20 protein-coding genes and 1 riboswitch are annotated in these 20,546 nt (G+C 47.3%); of the genes, 13 read left to right on the forward strand and 7 right to left on the reverse strand.

Annotation, left to right across the window (positions count from 1 at the left end):
- The first annotated feature begins 46 nt into the window (after positions 1-46).
- The gene (locus M2277_RS19925) at positions 47-784 is read left to right on the forward strand and encodes a hypothetical protein (RefSeq protein WP_280755421.1); all 738 of its coding nucleotides are present in this window, start codon (positions 47-49) and stop codon (positions 782-784) included.
- A gap of 909 nt (positions 785-1,693) precedes the next feature.
- On the opposite strand, the gene M2277_RS19930 is transcribed toward M2277_RS19925, so the two are convergent.
- The gene (locus M2277_RS19930) at positions 1,694-2,044 is read right to left on the reverse strand and encodes a zinc metalloprotease (protein WP_006212603.1); all 351 of its coding nucleotides are present in this window, start codon (positions 2,042-2,044) and stop codon (positions 1,694-1,696) included.
- Positions 2,045-2,517: 473 nt separating this feature from the next.
- Positions 2,518-2,727, reverse strand: a complete 210-nt coding sequence (locus M2277_RS19935; RefSeq protein WP_006212602.1) for a hypothetical protein — start codon at positions 2,725-2,727, stop codon at positions 2,518-2,520.
- A gap of 223 nt (positions 2,728-2,950) precedes the next feature.
- Here M2277_RS19935 and M2277_RS19940 point away from each other — a divergent pair, with 223 nt between their 5' ends.
- The gene (locus M2277_RS19940; protein WP_036644697.1) at positions 2,951-3,613 is read left to right on the forward strand and encodes a YheC/YheD family protein; all 663 of its coding nucleotides are present in this window, start codon (positions 2,951-2,953) and stop codon (positions 3,611-3,613) included.
- Positions 3,614-3,911: 298 nt separating this feature from the next.
- Positions 3,912-4,055, forward strand: a complete 144-nt coding sequence (gene sda / locus M2277_RS19945) for a sporulation histidine kinase inhibitor Sda (RefSeq protein ID WP_006212600.1) — start codon at positions 3,912-3,914, stop codon at positions 4,053-4,055.
- Between the two features lie 194 nt (positions 4,056-4,249).
- Here sda and M2277_RS19950 read toward each other — a convergent pair whose 3' ends face one another.
- Positions 4,250-5,251 carry an NAD(P)/FAD-dependent oxidoreductase gene (locus M2277_RS19950; RefSeq protein ID WP_036644695.1) on the reverse strand — a complete coding sequence of 334 codons (1,002 nt, stop codon included), beginning with the start codon at positions 5,249-5,251 and terminating at the stop codon, positions 4,250-4,252.
- A 478-nt stretch (positions 5,252-5,729) separates the two neighbouring features.
- Between M2277_RS19950 and M2277_RS19955 the strand changes: the two genes are divergently transcribed.
- Both M2277_RS19955 and M2277_RS19960 read left to right on the forward strand, forming a co-directional pair.
- Positions 5,730-6,923: an NAD(P)/FAD-dependent oxidoreductase gene (locus tag M2277_RS19955; RefSeq protein WP_006212599.1), complete on the forward strand. Its 1,194-nt coding sequence runs from the start codon at positions 5,730-5,732 to the stop codon at positions 6,921-6,923.
- Entirely contained in the window at positions 6,924-7,187 is a 264-nt protein-coding gene (locus tag M2277_RS19960; RefSeq protein ID WP_063477738.1) for a hypothetical protein, read from the forward strand.
- 69 nt (positions 7,188-7,256) lie between these two features.
- Here the strand turns inward: M2277_RS19960 and hemQ are convergent, their stop codons facing one another.
- On the reverse strand, positions 7,257-8,006 hold the full coding sequence (gene hemQ, locus M2277_RS19965) for a hydrogen peroxide-dependent heme synthase (RefSeq protein WP_006212597.1): 750 nt from the start codon (positions 8,004-8,006) through the stop codon (positions 7,257-7,259).
- Positions 8,007-8,256: 250 nt separating this feature from the next.
- Between hemQ and M2277_RS19970 the strand changes: the two genes are divergently transcribed.
- The 3 genes from M2277_RS19970 to dnaI all read left to right on the forward strand — a co-directional run bounded on the left by M2277_RS19970 (position 8,257) and on the right by dnaI (position 11,246).
- Positions 8,257-8,556 (forward strand): YuiB family protein, encoded by a 300-nt coding sequence (locus M2277_RS19970; RefSeq protein ID WP_036644784.1) that lies wholly within the window; start codon positions 8,257-8,259, stop codon positions 8,554-8,556.
- A gap of 198 nt (positions 8,557-8,754) precedes the next feature.
- A complete protein-coding gene (locus M2277_RS19975) occupies positions 8,755-10,260 on the forward strand; it encodes a replication initiation and membrane attachment family protein (protein ID WP_036644694.1) in 1,506 nt (501 codons plus the stop codon).
- Between the two features lie 32 nt (positions 10,261-10,292).
- On the forward strand, positions 10,293-11,246 hold the full coding sequence (dnaI, locus tag M2277_RS19980; protein WP_006212595.1) for a primosomal protein DnaI: 954 nt from the start codon (positions 10,293-10,295) through the stop codon (positions 11,244-11,246).
- A 124-nt stretch (positions 11,247-11,370) separates the two neighbouring features.
- On the opposite strand, the gene M2277_RS19985 is transcribed toward dnaI, so the two are convergent.
- Positions 11,371-11,526 carry a hypothetical protein gene (locus M2277_RS19985; protein WP_006212594.1) on the reverse strand — a complete coding sequence of 52 codons (156 nt, stop codon included), beginning with the start codon at positions 11,524-11,526 and terminating at the stop codon, positions 11,371-11,373.
- A gap of 252 nt (positions 11,527-11,778) precedes the next feature.
- Here M2277_RS19985 and trxA point away from each other — a divergent pair, with 252 nt between their 5' ends.
- Both trxA and uvrC read left to right on the forward strand, forming a co-directional pair.
- On the forward strand, positions 11,779-12,096 hold the full coding sequence (gene trxA, locus M2277_RS19990; protein ID WP_006212593.1) for a thioredoxin: 318 nt from the start codon (positions 11,779-11,781) through the stop codon (positions 12,094-12,096).
- A 136-nt stretch (positions 12,097-12,232) separates the two neighbouring features.
- A complete protein-coding gene (uvrC, locus tag M2277_RS19995; protein ID WP_006212592.1) occupies positions 12,233-14,242 on the forward strand; it encodes an excinuclease ABC subunit UvrC in 2,010 nt (669 codons plus the stop codon).
- On the opposite strand, the gene M2277_RS20000 is transcribed toward uvrC, so the two are convergent.
- Complete coding sequence (locus M2277_RS20000) at positions 14,214-15,902, reverse strand: CPBP family intramembrane glutamic endopeptidase (RefSeq protein ID WP_280755422.1); 1,689 nt, start codon at positions 15,900-15,902, stop codon at positions 14,214-14,216. The genes uvrC and M2277_RS20000 overlap by 29 nt on opposite strands.
- A gap of 289 nt (positions 15,903-16,191) precedes the next feature.
- Positions 16,192-16,337, forward strand: a riboswitch (cyclic di-AMP (ydaO/yuaA leader).
- A gap of 65 nt (positions 16,338-16,402) precedes the next feature.
- Here M2277_RS20000 and M2277_RS20005 point away from each other — a divergent pair.
- Together M2277_RS20005 and M2277_RS20010 are read left to right on the forward strand one after the other, a co-directional pair.
- A complete protein-coding gene (locus tag M2277_RS20005) occupies positions 16,403-17,743 on the forward strand; it encodes a TrkH family potassium uptake protein (protein ID WP_148246494.1) in 1,341 nt (446 codons plus the stop codon).
- A gap of 16 nt (positions 17,744-17,759) precedes the next feature.
- Positions 17,760-18,434: a potassium channel family protein gene (locus tag M2277_RS20010; RefSeq protein ID WP_006212590.1), complete on the forward strand. Its 675-nt coding sequence runs from the start codon at positions 17,760-17,762 to the stop codon at positions 18,432-18,434.
- Positions 18,435-18,468: 34 nt separating this feature from the next.
- Here the strand turns inward: M2277_RS20010 and M2277_RS20015 are convergent, their stop codons facing one another.
- On the reverse strand, positions 18,469-19,386 hold the full coding sequence (locus M2277_RS20015; protein ID WP_006212589.1) for a LysR family transcriptional regulator: 918 nt from the start codon (positions 19,384-19,386) through the stop codon (positions 18,469-18,471).
- 479 nt (positions 19,387-19,865) lie between these two features.
- Between M2277_RS20015 and M2277_RS20020 the strand changes: the two genes are divergently transcribed.
- Positions 19,866-20,537: a succinate dehydrogenase cytochrome b558 subunit gene (locus tag M2277_RS20020; protein WP_006212587.1), complete on the forward strand. Its 672-nt coding sequence runs from the start codon at positions 19,866-19,868 to the stop codon at positions 20,535-20,537.
- Positions 20,538-20,546 lie beyond the last annotated feature (9 nt).

Raw genomic sequence — 20,546 nt, forward strand, 5'->3', positions numbered from 1 at the left:
ATTACTATATAAAGGTAATTAAATCTTGAAATGGGAAGGGGTAACAATGAAGAAAAGAAGGGTATTAAGTATTTTGTTTTCTCTGACACTAGTAGCTGGTTTATTTTCTGGAGTAGCGTCTGCAGAAGAAGAAAAAGAAAGTCCAAAGGCTGTTGTTAAGGAGACTATTCTGTCATCGGTAGAAAAGAATGAGAGTTTGAAGGTGACCATTCAACAACTTTCTGATGGAACACAGAGAAGGATTTTTAGTGGCTCAGGTAATGCTGCTGATAACCCAGTTCGATTAGACATTAAAGTGAACTCCGAGAATAATACGTATAACGTTATCAGAACTGACCTGTCTAATGACCCCAAATACCAAAAAACGATTGAGCTTTTCGCTCCCTTGTGGAACAAGCAAATTAAGTTGTTAACAAAAGATCCCGCGAATTGGGATATTGTCTATACAAAAGCTCTGCTATACTGGTATTCACAGAATGGGTATCCTGCTTATAGTACTGGCGGATCTGCAACTTGGGCTGTTAAAAATTCTCCACTCAAAACTAATTGGTACGTTGATCTTGAACAATCATGGAGAAATGATAGGCAAGATGGCACTGCAGTAGGACAAGCAGCATATGGGAGTTTTCATAATTATGATTTTGGTGACCATAATAAAGGAACATGGGTTACTCACAATGTCTATGTTTGGGGAGAAAACAATGCTGGGTTTGACTATGATGCGATTCAGGACATAACTGGTGAAGGCGAACTATTGTTATGGAGTACAATCGAAATATATTAAGTGAAAATGACCGACTACCTACTATGGGTAGTCGGTTTCTTAAAGTTCATTAAGATAAAGCTAACAGATAACAACACGATTATAATCCACGTATATCTATATACTCCATTTCCCCCAGAGAAATAAAGAGCCACAGGTATCAACCAAACTATAGAAATTAGCATGAGTCCTCTTCTACGTGCTATGGCTGAAAAAACTGCCAAACAACCAGGGATAAATAACATAAAGAGTAAGATCGTAATAGTACCCCAATTCAACATTTCGGTAGGGTTGAAAAAACAAACGATAATATAAATCACAACGCTACACAATCCTCCGCAAACTCCTAGCAACTTATCAATAAACATTATCTTCCTCCCCTCTTGAGGTATAAGGACCTTCTTCCATTCTAATTGATATTATTTCACAGATCAGTATAAATTTATAATTTTTAATTTTCACTATTGTTCACTATACCTTTGCTTCGGCAAAGAATTACGTGTCCTGTATCTCTCATCCGATCCTTAGTTCGTGTAGTTTTAACGACTTATGATTATTAGGTTTCCCCTCGTTGTATGACTGAATCAACACTCCAATGCACATTTTTCTCCTAGATCGAAACATCGTTCCGTAAGCCGCCGGGATCAAGCAAATTATACTGCCTAACGAAGTATCTTGCTTGTTCTGATCGTTTCTCTTCCGGTTCTTGGATTGAGCACGTTTACGCAGCGTTACAAATAGTCGGAATATTGCGGTCCTAACGACACGGACGACATTAGCAGATTACGGTCGAAAATGAGCGGATCTACGGAAGGGCGATTTATACGTTGTGATTTATTGTGAGTTTGCGCGATTTTCCTGCCGCATGCCTCTGACGCGTGACCCCTCCGAAATCTCATAGTTTGTTTTTTCATGGATTCTCCCCCATTCTTATTGTTTAGGGTAAACATAAGCGTTTACACCATTAATATCATCTGGTTGAGGTTTAACTATTTTATTTCGATCTCTAAGCTGATTCATTAGTACATCGCCTGATCTGAGGTCACCTATATGCAATGCATGGCCCAATTCATGAGCGAATATACTCTGAGCAACATTCCAAAAATCCTTCCCTAGAGTTGTTTGATTAACTACTGCAGTTTGGTTGATCCAAATCTGAAATTGAGAAGCTTGACCATGTCTATCTAAAAACTGTGGCGTGTAGCTTCCAAAAATTTGAGTATCGGATAAATTACCCATTATAACAGTATTATCAGCGTTAGCATCTCGGCTAATATACACTTTAGTAGAAGCCGCATTCCAAGAAGCCGCAGCGCTGATGAGGGCCGATTCATACTGTGAAGGTAAAAACCCTGGGGGGCAAACCTTATACTTGGTGACAAATACCCAGTTTTTAAAGATACGTAAGCGTATACACTTGAGGAGAACAATAATACTAACGAAATAATAGCTGTTAAGATTAATGACGTTTTCTTTTTTAACATTTTATACCTCCTGTGTTTTCAGTGGACTCTTTTTGAGGCAATTGTAATTGAGAAGGGTGATGAAACCATTACGGTAACATCCTATGAGAATAGGACCGCTGCAACGTTTCTCGTCGCAGCGGTCTTTTTTTGTGTAACACCTGCCGCTTCCTACATAATATATAGATGAAGAAGAAACTCAGGCCATAATTCAGAGGCACATAACAAAAAAATGCAGCCCGCCCGACATAGAGGTGGTAAGCTGCATTTTTTTATGTTCTCCTTAACCGATCATACCGGGAAGAAGAAGGTGTCGTTCAGCATCAGCACAATCATACCGGCTGCCACAAGCGAAAAGACGATACAGCCCGCTCCGAGTACCCGGCGCTTGTCTTTGATGAACTTGAAGCCCATGACAAAGATAAGAACGGTGATGGCTGCAAGGGCAACGGACATGCCGACAATGGCAATCCAGTACAATACTTCAAACAACTCTGCCAAGGTGACAAAGCCTCCTTTATCGTTATCCAAGCGTGATGGATTTATTACGGACAAAGCTCTTTTCTTACTATACGATAGATCACCTCATTTGGAAAGGGAAGCCATCGCGACAACACCGGATAGACAAATTATTAGGCATACTCTCACGGACAATCATCCAAGAAAAAGCGCGGATACGGGAATAGAATAACGTATGTCATGAATAAAAGGAGGCGAAAGCAGCATGGCGGGAAGACAGCTGGCCAGCAAGTGGCTAAAGACGGAGGCACTGCTGACCGATCCGCAGGTTGCTCCCTACATTCCGGCTACCGAGTCGTATGGAGGGGATACCCTGGTCTCAATGCTGGCGGAACACGAAATGGTCGTGATCAAGCCGATTGTAGGTACCGGTGGTAACGGAGTCATCCGAATACAGAAAGACGGGACGGGGTACCTGGTAACCCATAAGAGACGTACGGTTCATGCAGATACATTGAATTCCCTGTTGCAGGTACTGGGCAGAATGAAACTGAAACGGCGTTACATGATTCAGCAGGGCATTCATTTGGCTAAAATCCATGGGCGTCCACTGGATTACCGGGTGAAGGTGGTTAAGGAGAGAGGGAGATGGGAGTTCAGAGCAATGCTTGGGCGGCTCGCCAGCCCGGGGCTGTTTGTTACGAATATTTGCAAAGGGGGAACGCTGCTTCGGTGTCGCCACGCGCTTCGGTTGTCGCTGCCCCATATCAATGCAAGGGAAAAGCGAAATGAAATGCGTCGTGTAACCAGGCAGTGTATTTCAATAATGGAATCACGCTTTCCGGGAATCGGGGAACTGGGGTTTGATTACGGTCTGGACAACGAAGGGAAGATTTGGATTTTGGAAGTTAATACAAGACCAAGCTGATTTTTTGTTCGTTATTCCCCCTGATATTCGTTTATATGATTTTTTAATAGGGTAATTAAAAAATAACCACAAGTTTCCGATATAATAATTGATTATTTTTTTTTATAGTAGAGTTGTTCCAAATCCTGTGTATAACATTTATCCCCATAATCCACTTTGATATGACCCTGTTTTTTACACTTACCAACAAATTATACACAGGATTTCCACAGAAGGCTGTGGATAAGCGAACAGTTGTTCCGCTTTAGTATGTCTGATATGATAGATTCAGGAAATTTGAGGAAGGGGTGTGAGAGGGATGGCTATGTTGACGGATGAGATGCTTCTCGATTCCTATCATATGGCTGTTGAATTGAAGTTGGAGCGAGAGTTCATCACTCTACTATTAGCTGAAATTCATAAACGGAACTTGGACACCGATTCCGGCAGCATCCTGCATTAATCAGATTTTTCGTATATAGAGCAGATAACTTACGACATGATACGTATATAATGTGGGAGCTTTCAACCAAGTTCTACATAGGCTTTGACGAAATAGAAAAGGTATCTTCGATTCTGGGCCGGGCTTAAGCCCTTCAGAACGAAGATACCTTTTTTTCTATAATAACGTTCTATATGAAGTCGAAGTCATGTACCTTATAATTTCATGTTACTGCTGTGGCCCGGAGCGAGTCTGGCCTCAGGATCAAAGTATACCTTGGCGTTATTCACAGCGGTTGGCGCTTCACCAAATCCGACGGCGATCAGTTTAACCTTGCCCGGATAGGTGGTGATATCACCGGCCGCAAAAATTCCGGGAATACTGGTTTCCATGCGGGAATCCACAACGATGGAGTTGCTTTCAATCGCAATGCCCCATTCGGAGATTGGACCGAGGGAAGAGACAAATCCGAAGTTGACAATCACATCGTCCACTTCAATCTCCTGCGTTTCCTTGGTCTTGATATGGGAAAGGGTAACCTTGGAGATGGCTTCCTCACCAAACAATTCGGTGATTTCTGTTGGTGTAATGATGTTCACCTTGGATGCCAGCAGCTGCTCGACACTATGCTCGTGAGCACGGAACTTGTCGCGTCGGTGAACCAGGGTGACTTGCTCTGCAATGGGTTCGATCATGAGTGCCCAGTCCACAGCGGAATCGCCACCGCCGCTAATGAGAACCTTCTTGCCCTTGAAGCGGCTGAGATCGTTTACGAAATAATGAAGGTTGCTCTTCTCGTATTTCTCGGCACCTTCAACTTCCAGACGACGGGGTTGGAACGCACCTACACCTGCTGTGATAATCACGGCTTTGGCATGGTGTTCCCCCAGATCGGTTTTCACGACAAAATGACGTTCCTCGAGCTTTTCCACAGCCTGGACCTTTTCTTCAAGACGAATATCCGTTTGAAAGAGCTCCATTTGTGTGGACAGATTGTTCACAAGCTCCTGAGCGGTCACTTTCGGAAAGCCTGCTACGTCATAAATATATTTTTCCGGATACAGCGCAGCCAGTTGACCTCCGAGTTGAGGCATGCTCTCGATAAGTTTTACCGAAGCTTGGCGCATTCCGCCGTAAAAAGCGGCAAACATGCCGGCAGGTCCGCCACCGATAATCAAAAGATCCGTCATGTTGTTGTCTTGTGGCATCGTTGTCATGCGGTAAGCACCTCCATAAAATGAGATTATATTCGAATCAGACAGACGTTCTTGCCTGGATTAAGCTGATTCATGAATTCCTTACCTATTATAATCGCCCCGAACCAGCATGAAAAGACGAGAATTGAGCTAAAATACCTAACATTGGAATGTTTGCGCTTACTTAGTATGTCAGGGTATAAAAGGTGGATAAATTTGCATATTAAATGGCAAAAAAAATCTTGATATTTGCATGGTTTATGCATATGATTAACGTGATAACTTGTGTTCATTACAGGGTTGCAATATATTTTGATAATAGTAGCAACTGTACGGAAACCGCAGAATGACAGCTGTTTTTGAACAAAAATGGATAATCAGGTCAAATGATGAAACGGGCTCTGATAAGGGCTCTTCTCTTTTTTTGGGTGTAATTCACAGAATGTTAACATGTGTACCATACTGTATATATAAAGAGTAAGCTGGAAGGAGCAGTAGAATGAGCAGCATACCGAAGATCGTAATCCTTGGCGCGGGTTACGGGGGCATATTGACAGCGCAGCGGCTGCAAAAAGAGCTGAATTATAATGAGGCCGATGTTACATTGGTGAATCGCCATGATTATCATTATATTACAACGCATTTGCATATGCCGGCAGCAGGAACAGACAGCATTGAGAACACCCGGGTATCCATTTCGAAGCTGATTGACGAGTTTAAAATCGATCTGGTCAAATCCTCGGTGCAGGAGATCCGTCTTCACGACAAGAAGGTGATTCTTGAAGATGGCACTTTATCTTACGACTACCTAGTCATCGGGCTTGGAGGGGAACCGGAAACCTTTGGTATTCCAGGGCTCGCCGAGCATGCGATGACCATCCGAAGCATCAACTCGGTCCGATTGATTCGTGAGCATATTGAGTATCAATTTGCTTTATATAAGAATGAGCGCAGACCGCAAGAGCGCATTAACTTTGTTGTGGGCGGGGCAGGTTTCAGCGGCATCGAGTTTGTAGCCGAGCTGGCGGACCGCATTCCGAGATTGTGCAAGGAATATGATGTCGATCCGACACTGGTGAATATCTATAACGTAGAAGCCGCGCCAGCTGCCCTTCCGGGATTTGCACCGGAGCTGGTGGAGTACGCCATGAACGTTCTTGAGAAGAAGGGCGTAACCTTCAAAATGGGCATTGCCATCAAGGAATGCCTGCCGGGCGGCGTCGTGCTGAACAACGGCGAAGAGATCAGAGCGGCAACGGTGGTATGGACCGGCGGTATCCGCGGCAATCGCTTGGTTGAAGCAGCAGGCTTCGAAACGATGAGAGGCCGCGTGAAGGTCGATGAATATCTGCGTGCTCCCGGGTATGAGAATATTTATATTATCGGCGATAACTCCCTGATTTTTAATGAGGAAGGCCGTCCTTATCCGCCGACCGCCCAGATGGCGATGCAGCAGGGTGTATGCTGCGCCCAGAATATCGTTGCGGCAATTCGGGACAAGTCGATGCGCAAGTTCGAGTTCAGTAATAAAGGCACGGTAGCCTCCCTCGGCCGAGGTGAAGGCATTGCTGTTGTCGGGGATAAGAAATATCAGGGCTGGAAAGCGGCTCAGCTGAAAAAATTGGTTGATCTCCGCTACCTCTTTATTATCGGGGGGATTCCGCTCGTCCTGAAAAAAGGTAGGTTTCTGTAAATGAGACACTGCAGCGTTCAAGTACGGGGGCTGCTCACAAGAGATGAGCTGGATCGTTACAACGCCTTAATGGAGGTTGGCTCCTATCTGGAGTCGCAAGATCAATACGATCTTGCGTATACGATTCAGCAGGAAGTCGACATTCTTATTCTTCCTGCCATCGAGCGGCTAAAGGATAAAGGACGTGCCCGCGACCGGGCGACAGCGGAATATCTTGAAACCTTGCGCAAGCAAGAACAAGATGAGGAAAACGATAATGAATGAAGAAGGGATGCTCTCCTGAATTAGAGAGCATCCCTTTTTTTGTACATGTTATCTATGTGTTAGAAGGAGTTATACCTTCATCAAATCGGTAAATGAAGCCTGGTCAAGCAGGTTGCCGACATAGAAAGGACCGAACTCGCCAAAACGTGCACTCACTTCGTCAAATCTCATTTCATACACGAGTTTTTTGAACTGAAGGGCTTCATCGCTGAACAGCGTTACGCCCCATTCCCAATCGTCGAGTCCAACAGAACCGGTAATGATTTGTTTTACTTTGCCTGCGTAGCCGCGGCCAATCATCCCATGGCTCTTCATCATGGATTTACGGTCATCCATGCTCAGCATGTACCAGTTGTCCGACAAGTCTCGTTTTTTGTTCATCGGATAGAAGCAAATATGCTTCGATTTAGGCAGGGCTGGCTTCAGACGAGCGATAACATGCGGATTCTGCATCGGATCCTCATCGGAAGAGCCGGCCAGATAGTTGCTCAGCTCAACAATGCTTACATAGGAATAAGCCTTGGTGGTGAACTGCGCAAACGTCGTTTTGTTAAAGGCATTCTCTATCGCGTTTAGATCTTCTAGCGTCTCGCGCAAATGCATGAATACAAAATCGGCTTTCTGGCCGACGATCGTATATACAGCGGTGCTGCCTTGCTTAGCGGCTTCGATGGCATCCCATTCCTGAAGGAACGCATTCAGCTCGTCCAGCGCAAAAGCGCGTACTTCTTCATCTGCAGCTTTCCAGGCCGGCCAATTGATGGTACGGAAATCATGCAGCGCATACCAGCCCTCCAGCGTCATTGCAGCTTCGTTCATGTAATCACTCCTAAACGTTATGTTCGTTATCATTGAAGCGGATAACCGCTTGCATTAACTCCCTTCATTGTACTGTAAGCGTGGTCGGAAGGGCAAACGATGACACAATGTATTCACGATTGTTCGTTGATCTGTGACATGATTTTTAGTAAACTAGCTATTAGCTAAAGCTTGGTGTGCTGTTTCTTGCTGCAATATTGTAGAATAGCTGCTATGCGTAGGTGATAAAGAAGAGGTGAAAACAGCGATCATGCTTCAATTTATTCCTGTGCTCGTGCTGATGATTTTGTTTTTTGTCATGATGTTCGGTATCGGTTTTATCCTGAATATGTTGATGAAAACGACTTGGTTTCCATGCTTTTTGTTTGTGATTGTTATCTTGCCAGTCGTTGTATACAGCTTGTGGGATCGGGGCCAAATGTCGTTCTGGACTCACGTCGGATCATTCCAACTGGTTGATTACTTAACGGGGGTTGCAGGTCTGATCGGTGCTTATTTGAGCGGATGGACCATTAAGACATTGCGTATTAAAGGCTTTAGAATGTTTTAGTGCGCTTGGCGCAAATTGAATGTAGTGTTAATGGCGGCTCTTCAATACCCGGGGGCCGTCATTTATTATTTGTGGAACCATGCAAAGCTTGGATACGCGAATTCCATAATTTTTGATGCGAAAGAACCGACTTCTGATCTTCGGATTTATGATAGAATAGAGGAAGTCTATTTTTGGGCGACAGGGGGAGCATAAACGATGCGCATGACTAATTTTTTACATTTTACCGAGAACCACCGTTACTGCGTATACCGTGACTTCTGTTTAAGCGGCCTGGATGACAAAATGCTTGGTTCGATTTATCAACCGATGGTTGGTGCGTTTGCGGTCAGTCTGTACCGTCTTCTCGTTTCCCATGTACCGGTGGAGAAGGTGGGTTATTCGGCCATTGAACAGCAGCGACGATTATTCCTGACTCTGGGACTTGATCCTAGTGAAAAAGGACGCCGTTATCTCATTGAACAAACCTCCAAGCTTGAAGCGGTAGGGTTACTGCAGACAAGCCGGATGTTCGTCCCGGAAACGGATGACCATGTATATGAATATGAGCTGCAGGCGCCGCTCAGTCCGGCGGAGTTCTTCAACACACAGCATCTGACACTGCTGCTTCGGGACAAGGTGGGGAAATTTGCCGTCCTGTCGCTAAGGGAAGAGCTGTGGAGCAAGGAGCCTCTTGAATGGTCCGGTATTTCCTTAAACAAGGAGAACATTTCGGTTCCCTTTTATGATATTTTTGAGTTGAACACGCACGTTATTGATTATGAGCTGGAGCAAGCGCTGGAGGAGGTCGCGGTGTCGCGTAAGTCCATCCTGCCGCCGAATCCGCAAGGGGATGGCCTGAATTATGCCGACATCATTCTTCGCTTCCCGCGTGAATCCCGCAATCGGGTCTTTGTGGAGCGGCTCCGCTATGATCACGAGCAAATGGGCATTGTGAATTACGTTGTGCGCAAATACGATCTGAGCACGCAGGACTTGTGCCGGCTGCTGGATGAGGACGGCATATTTACCGAGCATGGCGAGGTCGTGCTGGATGATCTGCAGCACAAGGCCAGCCTTCACTTCCGTCAAGGAATGAAGATGCAGGAGAAGCGGCAGATTACGGCAGGCAAAGTGATCGCTCTCCATCAGGAGATGACAGCCGATCCGGACGAGCCCGTACAGGAGCATGCGGTACAGACGGAATTTTATGTGGAGGTTCCAGCCCAGTTCCAATCGAAATGTGATATACACCAATATAATATGATGCTTCGCAACGAACCCTATACCCGGCTGCTGCAGACGTTCTTTCCAGGCTCCGTTCCTGCACAGTTCCTGGATATCTTTGAAAAGATTGATCTGAGCTACAAACTGCCGGGTGAAGTCATCAACGTGCTCATTCATTATTTAATGTCGCTTATTGCCGCAGGCGGCGAGCAGCGGATCAACCGCAATTTTGTGGAAGCGATCGCTTCCAACATGCTGCTGAAGCAGGTTAACAGCTACGAGAAAGCTGTTCAATATATACGTGATCAAGCCAAGATGAAAGGCAAACAGAAGGCAACCACGCAACGTACGCGTACATACGCTAAGGGCGGGAAGGTGAAGCCGGAAATCCCGGTGGCGCTGGAGTCCGATCAGGGCGAGGCCGTATCGGATGAGGAGTTCGAAGAAATGATGCGATTTGCAGCAGAAATGCAAGCTGGCAATAAGAAGGGCGGGTAATGAGATACCGCTCATGAGAGGAGGAAAAAGAGATGGAGTCCCTTGGTGAACTGCTAGAGAGTATGAAAAGTCCTGCGCTTCGGCGCAGAACCGAGCAGATTACGGAGGATTTACTCAAGAATCCTCTGATACAAGCATTGCGGAGCGAATTCCCGGAAATCGATGATCGGGTCATACGCTTAAATTTAAGTAAACTGTATCAATATGCGGGGGACCAGGCCCATTGCCAGTCGTGTCCGGGGCTGGACCGCTGTCCAAATGATTTCCAGGGGCATATCAGCAAGCTGGATATTCAGCGGGTGAATGGAACGGTAGAAATTTATGAGCGGAAGGCTCCTTGTTCCTTGCAGATTGCAAAGACCAGCGAGGACCAGATCAAGAAACGGATTCGCAGCTTTTATGTGGATGAGCATGCCTTGAACGAAGGTTATAACAATATGGAGATTATGGCAAAGGACCGTTTGCGGGCACCTGCGGTTCATCAGGTCTTTAAATATATCCGGGATACCAAGGAGAACGGCTTGTCTCCGCGAGGACTGTATCTTACCGGTTCGTTTGGCACCGGGAAGACCTATCTGATGGGGTATTTGATGCATGAGCTCGCGAAGGTGGGCCACTCGGGCGTCATTGTGTACATGCCTGATTTCGTGGAGGATCTGAAAACCATGATGCAGGATGGACAGAAGCTGAAGGAAATGGTGGAGACCATGAAGCATTGCGATCTGCTAATCTTTGACGACATTGGTGCGGAGAACTTGAATCCGTGGGTTCGGGATCATGTCCTTGGTTCCATCCTGAATTTCCGGATGAACCGGCTGCCGACCTTCTATACGTCAAACTATCCGCTCGACGGACTTGAGCAGCATCTCAGCTTCACAAGCAAGGACGGCGAAGAAGCCCATAAGGGGCAGCGGTTGATGAACCGGATTGCGCCTTTTGTGGATGTGGTCCACTTATTCGGCGAGAACCAGCGAGGTAAATTTTAGATCGATTGCGGCGGTCACATCTTTATCATGGACAAACTTCCCGGAAATCGTAAAAAGTCTGATCCCGTTAGCGTACAGAACGCGGCGGGATCAGACTTTTTAATGCTGCACAAGGAATCATCAATTAGCCGACCAGGAACTTGATAATAACGAATCCGAAAAAGATGATGGTCATGAAACCGAACATCCCCACGAAGCCCATCATCAAATCGCCAAAGTCATTGCGTGGTTCTTCATTGATGTGCTCCCGTGGATCGTTAACGCGTACGTTTACATCCATGGTGCTTGCCTCCTCAAAAGGTGAACATGTCGTGTGAACACGAAAACTTGACAGTCACCCGACTTGTTACTAGTAGTATACCCAATGCGCAAATCATTTGTAAAGATTGCATAAAAATCCCGTGAAATCCTCTTTCTTTAGGTGAGTATATTTCACTTTTTCGGGCCGATTGTGGTATACTAAATTCGTCGACCCATTCGACAATTATGATTTGCACTATACCCGATCTTATCCTGTGAGGAGGAGAATACAATGGCTATCGTCAATGTTACCGACCAAACCTTCGTGAATGAAGTTGAAGGCGAAGGAACGGTTGTAGTTGATTTTTGGGCGCCGTGGTGCGGCCCTTGTAAAATGCTTGCTCCGATTCTGGACGAATTGTCTTCAGAACTCGGTGATGATGTGAAAATCGCAAAGGTGAACGTGGATGAGAATCCGGAATCCGCAGCACGCTTTGGCGTGATGAGCATTCCGACCATGATCTTCTTTAAAGACGGCCAGCCTGTCGATAAAGTGGTTGGTTTGAATTCCAAGGAAGCCTTGAAAGGCATTATTGCAAAACATCAATAAGCGTGGTTTGGCATCAGCTGAAATCCGCTTTCATACAGCGCCTTCGGTATAAACCCGAAGGCGCTTTGTGTGGTTATTCATAATGGTTTATATTTATGGTTAATAATATATAATCTCCTTGGAGAGGAGGAAAAGCATGGACGATTTTGCCAAACAGCTGCAGGAGCAGGAGAAGGCGCTTGAGAGTATTCGCCATAAGCTGGCATTACTGCCGGATCTGCCCGGCTGTTACCTGATGAAAAATCAGGATGGAACGATTATCTACGTGGGCAAGGCCAAGGTGCTGAAGAATCGGGTGCGCTCTTATTTTACAGGTAGCCATAACGGAAAAACCCAAATGCTCGTTTCGGAAATTCGCGATTTCGAATACATTGTGACAGGCAGCAACATGGAAGCGCTCATTCTGGAGTGCAACCTGATCAAAACACATCAGCCCAGATTCAACGTGCTGCTGAAGGATGATAAAACCTATCCATACCTTAAAATTACGAATGAAGAGCATCCTCGTCTGGAAGTGACCCGAAGGGTGCTTAAAGATAAAGCGAAATATTTTGGCCCCTACCCGAATGCGTATGCGGCACAGCAGACCAAAAAGCTGCTGGACCGGATGTACCCTTTGCGCAAATGCGGTGTCATGCCTAAAGAAGTGTGCTTGTATTATCATATGGGGCAATGCTTGGCTCCATGCGTGAAGGAAGTGCCGAATTCCGCTTATGAGCAGATTACCGGCGAGATTAACTCTTTTCTGAACGGCGGACATGAAGAGATCAAGAAGGAATTGCAGCGCAAAATGCAGGAGGCCGCGGAGGATTTATATTTTGAGCGTGCCAAAGAGCTGCGGGATCAGATCATCCATATCGATACCTTAATGGAGAAGCAGAAGATTACGACCACGGATACACGGGACCGCGACGTATTCGGTTATGCTGTGGATAAAGGCTGGATGTGTGTGCAGATTCTGTACATGCGGCAGGGGAAAATGGTGCAGCGCAACAAATCCGTCTTTCCGTTCTACGGGGATGCGCACAGTGACTTTATGTCTTTTATTGCCCAATATTACAGCGACAATCCTGCACTGCCGCAAGAAATTCTGCTCCCTGGCCCTCTGTTGATAGAGGAAGCTGCTGGTTCAGTAACCGCAACGGGAACCGTTATCGAAGCTGAAAGCGTACAGGGCAAGGAGAATGCCGCGGATTCGGCGAGCCAGCCAACTGCAGGTTCTGCGGAAGAGCTGCAGGAAGCCTTAGTCCAGGCTCAAGAGGAGAAGGCGGAGGCAGAGGGTATCGTGGATGCCGCCGGCGGGGCTGCCGCCTTGCAGGAATGGCTTGGAGTGAAGGTACACGTGCCGCAGCGGGGCTTGAAGAAACAGATGGTGGGCATGGCATCGGATAATGCGAGGGTTTCCCTGGACGAGAAGTTCCGGTTGATCGAGCGCGATGAAGAACGCACCTCGGTTGCGGCGGCTAATCTGGGTGAAGTGATTGGACTCCAGTCGCTCAACCGGATTGAAGCATTTGACAACTCGAACATACAGGGGAGCAATCCGGTATCGGCCATGGTGGTATTCACCAATGGGAAGCCGGATAAAAAGGAATACCGCAAATACAAAATCCGCACCGTCCTGGGACCGGATGATTATGATACGATGCGTGAAGTGATTCGGCGGCGGTACGAGCGCGTCTTGAAGGAGAACTTGCCGCTTCCCGACCTTATCGTGGTTGATGGAGGCAAGGGACAAATCTCTGCGGCCATCGATGTATTGGAGAATGAGCTGGGACTGTTTGTCCCGGTATGCGGGCTTGTGAAGGACGCCAAGCACAAAACGGCGCAGTTAATGATCGGAGATCCACCGGAGCCGGTAACACTGCCACGGGACAGCCAGGAGTTCTATTTACTGCAGCGCATCCAGGATGAGGTTCACCGCTTTGCGATTTCCTTCCACCGCGATCAGCGCGGCAAATCGATGGTGACTTCGAAGCTCGATTCCATTCCCGGCATAGGGGAGAAGCGCCGCAAGCTGCTGCTGAAGCATTTTGGCTCGGTCAAAAAAATAAAAGAGGCTTCAGTCGAAGACTTCAAGCCCCTTTCCATAGGTGAAAAATTAGCAACGCAAATTCTTAATGCACTTCGTGAGGAGGAGTCGTAACATACGGCTTCTCTTTTTTTGTCGGATTGAAACGGTATATCAAATATGCAACAATTCCCGGCAGCACCATGTAGAACACCCCGATCAGTAAGTTGGCGGTATCCTTGAGCATAACGAGGCTGAGGCCCATCAGAATGCTGTTGAAGATGACGTGGGAGAACATGGCCGCGAGATACCCGTATTTCAAGAAGATGTAACTGAACAGCAAGCCGATGATGACCAGCTCGATAGGCCTCGAGATCACAGGGTATATCGGATAAAGCGTATGCCCCAGCGCCCAGATGAGCGAGGTGATCAAACTTGCCACAAAGGTATTGCGAACGATTTTCTTCACCATTTTAATACCAAACAGCCGGTATACGGCTTCCTCCGATATGCCTGCAAACCAGGCCATCAAAGGGAACAGCCATGGATACAGCATATTGTAAGGCGATTGCGTGGCATCGGTTGTGGACCATGTATTCAAGGTAAGACCAAGAACAATAAAGATCAGAGATTGAACTCCGAGCAGAATGAACGCCCACATATACCCCAGCTTCATGCTATCCAGCACATAACGTCCATACCCGGCTTCCTTGGCCCGCGGCCATGGGTTAAGGCCGTCTTCTTTTTGCCACAGCCCGTTGCCCCCGACCAGGGAAAAGTAGAGCAGCGCGGAGAAGATGAGTGAATAGACCGCATAGAATATCATCATGCCGAGAATGCCGGTAGAAGACATGCCCTCGGATTTGAACACGGGTACCAGATTGTACGTATTCAGCATTTGAATAACGAATAGCAGCGCCGATAGGAACAAGCCGCGTTTAAACGAGGTGTAAGCTCTGGTCTTCACACTGTACACAATGGCAAGTATGCCAAGAATCAGGGTAAACAAACCGTAACCCGCCAGCGTCAGCAGTGTTGCATCTTGAGTCTGCTTGTTAACATAAGCGGAATGCGCAGCCGGAATCGAGAAGGATGGCTCATAGGAGCGTAATTTCCCGTGCTCGAAGGTGAAGCGCAGCTCCAGCACGGAATCGCCGATCTTGGTTTCCGGATCCACGTACTTCAGCCGGGGTTCTCCTTCCCGCGTAACCAGCTTCAGATGCGAAATATCGTAGCCTGCACGCTTGAGCCAAGGCTCGGCAAGCTGCTGCTTATCGGTCAAAGTCATGCCGTCCTCTACGACAAGGAGCATTTGTTTCTGCACTTTACCCTTGTTCAGTTCAATCCGGTCATAACTGGAGCGGGCAAAATCATACGAGAACCCGACGATGCCGGAATTCTGCATATGCACGTCCACATTGAGGGCATCGCCTCCCGGCTCGCTGAAGCGAACGCGGTATACGTCATAGGGATATTTGGCCTCAAAGGTTTTGTTGTACTCCGAGAGTTTCTTTTCCCTCGCTAAATATCCGTAAAGCTCCGATTTGGATTGATATGTAATCAATGTCTCCTCAGCTTCCGCAGCGGCGAACTGCAAGTGCTCCTGCGCGAACCTGGAAGCGGCTTGCTGGGCTTGTGCTTTGGATATAATATCCGGAGTGGACATCTCGGTAGAATCCGTATTGGCTGATGGAAATACCTGAAATAACAGGAACAAAATCAGGCCAACTGCGGCAGGCGCGATGAGCTGCTTCAAGTTGGGCTTCAGCCTCAAAGGCTCTCTTGCACGATTCATGAATTTCCTCCTCTGGAAAGTTGATACTCCACTGGGTATTAGAGCTGCCTGATGAAGAACGCATAGAGCCAATATAACATAGATATGAAAGGGATAAGCAGCTTATCCCAATTTGGTAATAATGAAATAAAACGATGAAAATGAATGAAAGGTTTCGAAAATGTTAGAGAACCATACGCTTGTATTCTTGAATATGCCCAATTCGAGCTCTTTTAAAGACTTTTTGGGTGAAAAACGGCGTTGGGTTACGTACCGGATTGGGTTATAATCACATCATGCTTCAAGGAACCGAATATTCCAGCCGAATTTCGTACTGAAAATGGGGGAACCATGTAATTGGGGTGAATTTCATTATTCTATAGAATAATGAATAGGGCGACCTGTGGAAATGCCCGAATCCGTCAGCTAACCTCGTAGGCTGCAGCACAGGAACCAGACCGTAAGGGGCACTGCGTTTTCCAGTGTCTTTTTTCTTTGACTTTTTTTAAGAAGGTGACGGATTGAACTCCAAATTAAAATGGCTCAGGTTGTCCCCGCCGCAGATTCTCGTGCTTGGTTTTGCGGCCATTATCTTCATCGGGGCTGCATTGTTAATGCTGCCGATTTCCAGTAGAACCGGCGAGCCGCTTGGATTTATTGATGCATTGTTCACTTCGACATCAGCAACGTGCGTGACGGGTCTGGTTGTGGTGGATACAGGGACAACATTCAGTTCTTTCGGTCAGATCGTGATCATGCTGCTGATTCAGATTGGCGGGCTCGGCTTCATGACGATGGCTACTTTGTTTGCCCTGGTCCTCAAACGGCGAATTTCCCTCAAGGATCGTCTTGTCCTGCAGGAGGCGATGAATCAATCCTCGATGGAAGGCATCGTAAGGCTGATTCGCAGAGTATTGTTATACTCACTCGTGATTGAGGCTTGTGGCGCTGTACTGCTGTCTATCCGGTGGGCGTTTGATATGCCGATCGGAAAAGCGATATATTACGGTGTTTTTCATGCGGTGACCATGTTCAACAATGCCGGTTTCGATTTGTTTGGCGATTTTCGAAGCTTGACCGGGTATGTATACGATCCGGTGGTAAACGTAGTCGTGATGTTTTTGATTGTTTCAGGCGGTATTGGCTTCATTGTATTGTCTGATCTGATTGACTTTCGGAAACAGCGGAGACTGTCATTGCATTCCAAGGTGGTGCTCTCTATGACAGGAGCGCTGCTGCTGCTCGGATTTATCGTTATTCTCATATTTGAATTCACCAATCCGCGAACGCTCGGCTCCCTCAATTGGGGCGGGAAGTTCTTAGGAGCGTTGTTCCAATCTGTAACGCCGCGCACAGCGGGTGCGAATACTATAGATATTACGGGCCTAAGGCAGGCCACACAGTTTTTCATCGTGATTCTCATGTTTATCGGCGCATCTCCCGGATCAACCGGGGGCGGTATCAAAACAACGACGTTTACCATAATGGTTGGTGCGGTCATCGCCATGATGCGGGGACGCGACGACATCGTCATGTTCCGTTATCGGCTTGCACAGGAGCGGGTACTGAAGGCGTTAACCATCGCACTTCTCGCCTTGCTGCTCGTTCTTGCGGTCTCCATGATTCTGTCCACGACAGAGGAAGGGGAGTTCCTGGAAATCCTGTTCGAAACAACGTCCGCGTTCGGTACGGTGGGGCTCTCGATGGGCTTAACGCCTGATCTGACCGTGTTCGGCAAAATATTGATTAGTATTACGATGTTTGCAGGACGATTGGGTCCGCTGACACTTGCTTATGCACTAGGGCCGAAAAAGGGTAAAGAATTATATCGTCATCCGGAAGGCAAAATGATTATTGGATAAGGAGTATAGGAGAGACATGAAACCAAAGCAATTTGCAATTATCGGTTTAGGACGATTTGGCTCCAGCCTGGCGCTTGAACTGATGGAACAGGGATATGAGGTGCTCGGCATCGACCGGAACGAAGAGGTTGTCGAGGATATGAGCGAGCTGCTGACACATACGGTGGTCGCGGATGCTACAGATGAAGAGGTGCTTAAATCACTCGGGATCCGCAACTTCGATTGTGGGATTGTTGCAATCGGGAATGATATCCAGATGAGTATTTTATCCGCCATCTTGTTGAAAGAGCTTGGTGTTACCACGGTAGTGGCCAAGGCCATTTCGGTCCTGCATGGCCGGGCTCTGGAGAAGCTGGGCGTGGACCGGGTCATCTTTCCGGAGCGGGATATGGGCATTCGGGTAGCTCACCAGCTCGTTACGCCGAACCTGCTTGACTATATCGAATTATCCAAGGACTATTTGATTGTGGAGATGACGGTTACGGACTGCATGGACGGAAAAACACTGAGCGAGCTGAATACGAGGGTTCGTTATGGCGTAAGCGTGGTAGCCCTGAATAAGCAAACCGGCATTATTGTGGCTCCGACCGCCATGGACGTGGTGAACTCGGGCGATATTATGGTCGTTATCGGATCCAATGATAACGTAGACCGCTTTGAATCTGAAGTCGTGAACATGCTTGAGAAATAAATATAGAAGAAAAACCTGACGACTATGAACGCTGTCAGGTTTTTTTTGATTTTTCCTCTTCCAGTCTCCGGAACAGAATTTCTGTCTCATCAATCCACCTGCTGGCCGCTTTGCTGAGCTCCGAGGCCTGGCCGTAAATCAGCGACGTCGTTCGACGGGTTTCGATGAGTGCGGGAATATGAATGTCGACCAGTCCGTTATCGGATAATAACTGCGGACGGAGATACGACTTGGGCAGAAGCGCTGCCGCTTTGCAGGTAGGAATCAAACGGACGATCGCCTCGAAGGAGTCAATTTCCATTCGAATATCCGGCATAATGCCCCAGCGGTGGAACAGGTCATCCGTCAGCTTGCGGTACCACGTTCCGGTGGAGAAGATAATCATTGGCAGTCCTTGGAGCTGCTCGATTCCGACGTCTTCGATGTCAGCCAGCGGGTGCGATGAGGGAATGACAAGCTCCAAGTGGTCATCAAACAGCGGAATGCAGTTTAGGCCGGGCTGGTTGATTGAGGAGGCAACGATGCCGACATCCACCCGCTTATCTCTTACATACGAAACGATTTCATGGGTTTTGCCGGTAATCAGCTTGATTTCGGCTGCAGGATGGCGCTCCATGAATGCATTGACCAGCGGGGGCAGCGTCGTCTGAAGGGTGGTCAGGCTGGCACCCAGATTGATCGATATTTGGTCGCCCTCCCGGTAATGGGCCAAAGTCTGCATGAATTTGAGCTGCTGCTGCCGCTGCTCCAGGGCAAAGGTGTACACAATCTGACCGATGGAGGTGAGCTCCAGGCGTTTGCCGCGGCGGTTAAAAAGCTGCAGTCCGAGCTGATCCTCAAGCTTCGCTATTTTTCTGGACAGGGCTGGCTGTGACAAATTAAGCAGCTTGGACGCCTGGTTAATGCTGGATTGCTCTACAACGACGGCAAACATGTCCAGTTCCTCGAACATGAAATTCCTCCTATATAAAATAGACATACGTGCAAATAATTGCTTATGCGTATAGATTATAACGATTAATAATTATATTGCAATTCCATTATAAGAAAAAAAGGAGTAACATGAGACATGACACAAGTTGTTCACACTATTGCAGAAATAGGCAGCTTTTTGTCGTTGAAACGGTTCGAGTCCGCGTTCAAAGAGGTCGGTTTTCAATACTGAGGCTTGTGCTGCCGGTGTGCGTTTCTTCAAAACGCTTAGATTGGATGAAGCCAGGGACGTCAGGTGCGCAGCTGGAAGTTTGGGTACGCTGCACCGGAAGGCGCGGCTGAATTCAAGATTCGATGCCGAGTGGCTTCTTGATTCACTTCGCGATCCCAAGCGGGCTTTTTGAACAACCTCTTTAGGACAGGGAAAGTGTAATTGTTCTGAAAATAGGAAAGATTGAAAATGAAAACGCTGCACATTGGAAAGGGGAACGTCAACTAATGAAAGGGTATTATTCCAGAAAGCTACATTCCTTACTTGGTGTCATACCGCTGGGAGCATTCTTGATCAGCCATATGATCTCCAACTTTAAGGCTTTCGAGGGCGGAAAGAAGGGCTTTGAGGGGGCCGTGCATTTCCTGAACAGCATGCCGCTCGTTTTTTTCCTCGAGCTGTTCCTGATCTGGCTGCCATTGTTTTATCATGGCATCTACGGTCTGTACATTGCTTATCAGGCCAAAAATAACGTAGGGAACTACAGTTATGAGCGCAATATTCGCTTTACTATCCAGCGTGTCACCGGGGTTATTACGTTTGTATTCGTTATCTGGCATATGTACGATACGCGTTTCCAAATCATCATCGGCAAAATCACGCATGATGATCTGGGCGCCACGATGCACAACATTATGAACAACCCCGTGCTGTTTATTCTGTATGTTATCGGTGTAGTCTCAGCAACCTTCCACTTCGCAAACGGCCTGTGGGCGTTCCTCGTCAGCTGGGGCATCACCGTCGGTCCGCGCGCGCAGAAGGTATCTACTTACATCTGCATGGGCTTGTTCGTGCTGATGAGCGTGCTGTTTATTCTTGCTATGACTGCATTCCGCAGTTCTGAGTTCCAAGCGGCGGCAACAGCAGCGATCGATGTAGTTAAGACAGTCTTAAGTTAAGGGGAGTGA

This window comes from Paenibacillus sp. LBL, assembly GCF_029893715.1.
GTDB lineage: Bacteria > Bacillota > Bacilli > Paenibacillales > Paenibacillaceae > Paenibacillus_AQ > Paenibacillus_AQ glucanolyticus.

Excerpts from the sequence above, each read along its gene's own strand:
- M2277_RS19925 (WP_280755421.1), top strand. The coding sequence starts at position 47 with ATGAAGAAAAGAAGGGTATTAAGTATTTTGTTTTCTCTGACACTAGTA.
- M2277_RS19940 (WP_036644697.1), top strand. The coding sequence starts at position 2,951 with ATGGCGGGAAGACAGCTGGCCAGCAAGTGGCTAAAGACGGAGGCACTG.
- sda (WP_006212600.1), top strand. The coding sequence starts at position 3,912 with ATGGCTATGTTGACGGATGAGATGCTTCTCGATTCCTATCATATGGCT.
- M2277_RS19950 (WP_036644695.1), bottom strand. The coding sequence starts at position 5,251 with ATGACAACGATGCCACAAGACAACAACATGACGGATCTTTTGATTATC.
- M2277_RS19955 (WP_006212599.1), top strand. The coding sequence starts at position 5,730 with ATGAGCAGCATACCGAAGATCGTAATCCTTGGCGCGGGTTACGGGGGC.
- M2277_RS19960 (WP_063477738.1), top strand. The coding sequence starts at position 6,924 with ATGAGACACTGCAGCGTTCAAGTACGGGGGCTGCTCACAAGAGATGAG.
- hemQ (WP_006212597.1), bottom strand. The coding sequence starts at position 8,006 with ATGAACGAAGCTGCAATGACGCTGGAGGGCTGGTATGCGCTGCATGAT.
- M2277_RS19970 (WP_036644784.1), top strand. The coding sequence starts at position 8,257 with ATGCTTCAATTTATTCCTGTGCTCGTGCTGATGATTTTGTTTTTTGTC.
- M2277_RS19975 (WP_036644694.1), top strand. The coding sequence starts at position 8,755 with ATGCGCATGACTAATTTTTTACATTTTACCGAGAACCACCGTTACTGC.
- dnaI (WP_006212595.1), top strand. The coding sequence starts at position 10,293 with ATGGAGTCCCTTGGTGAACTGCTAGAGAGTATGAAAAGTCCTGCGCTT.
- M2277_RS19985 (WP_006212594.1), bottom strand. The coding sequence starts at position 11,526 with ATGGATGTAAACGTACGCGTTAACGATCCACGGGAGCACATCAATGAA.
- trxA (WP_006212593.1), top strand. The coding sequence starts at position 11,779 with ATGGCTATCGTCAATGTTACCGACCAAACCTTCGTGAATGAAGTTGAA.
- uvrC (WP_006212592.1), top strand. The coding sequence starts at position 12,233 with ATGGACGATTTTGCCAAACAGCTGCAGGAGCAGGAGAAGGCGCTTGAG.
- M2277_RS20000 (WP_280755422.1), bottom strand. The coding sequence starts at position 15,902 with ATGAATCGTGCAAGAGAGCCTTTGAGGCTGAAGCCCAACTTGAAGCAG.
- M2277_RS20010 (WP_006212590.1), top strand. The coding sequence starts at position 17,760 with ATGAAACCAAAGCAATTTGCAATTATCGGTTTAGGACGATTTGGCTCC.
- M2277_RS20015 (WP_006212589.1), bottom strand. The coding sequence starts at position 19,386 with ATGTTCGAGGAACTGGACATGTTTGCCGTCGTTGTAGAGCAATCCAGC.
- M2277_RS20020 (WP_006212587.1), top strand. The coding sequence starts at position 19,866 with ATGAAAGGGTATTATTCCAGAAAGCTACATTCCTTACTTGGTGTCATA.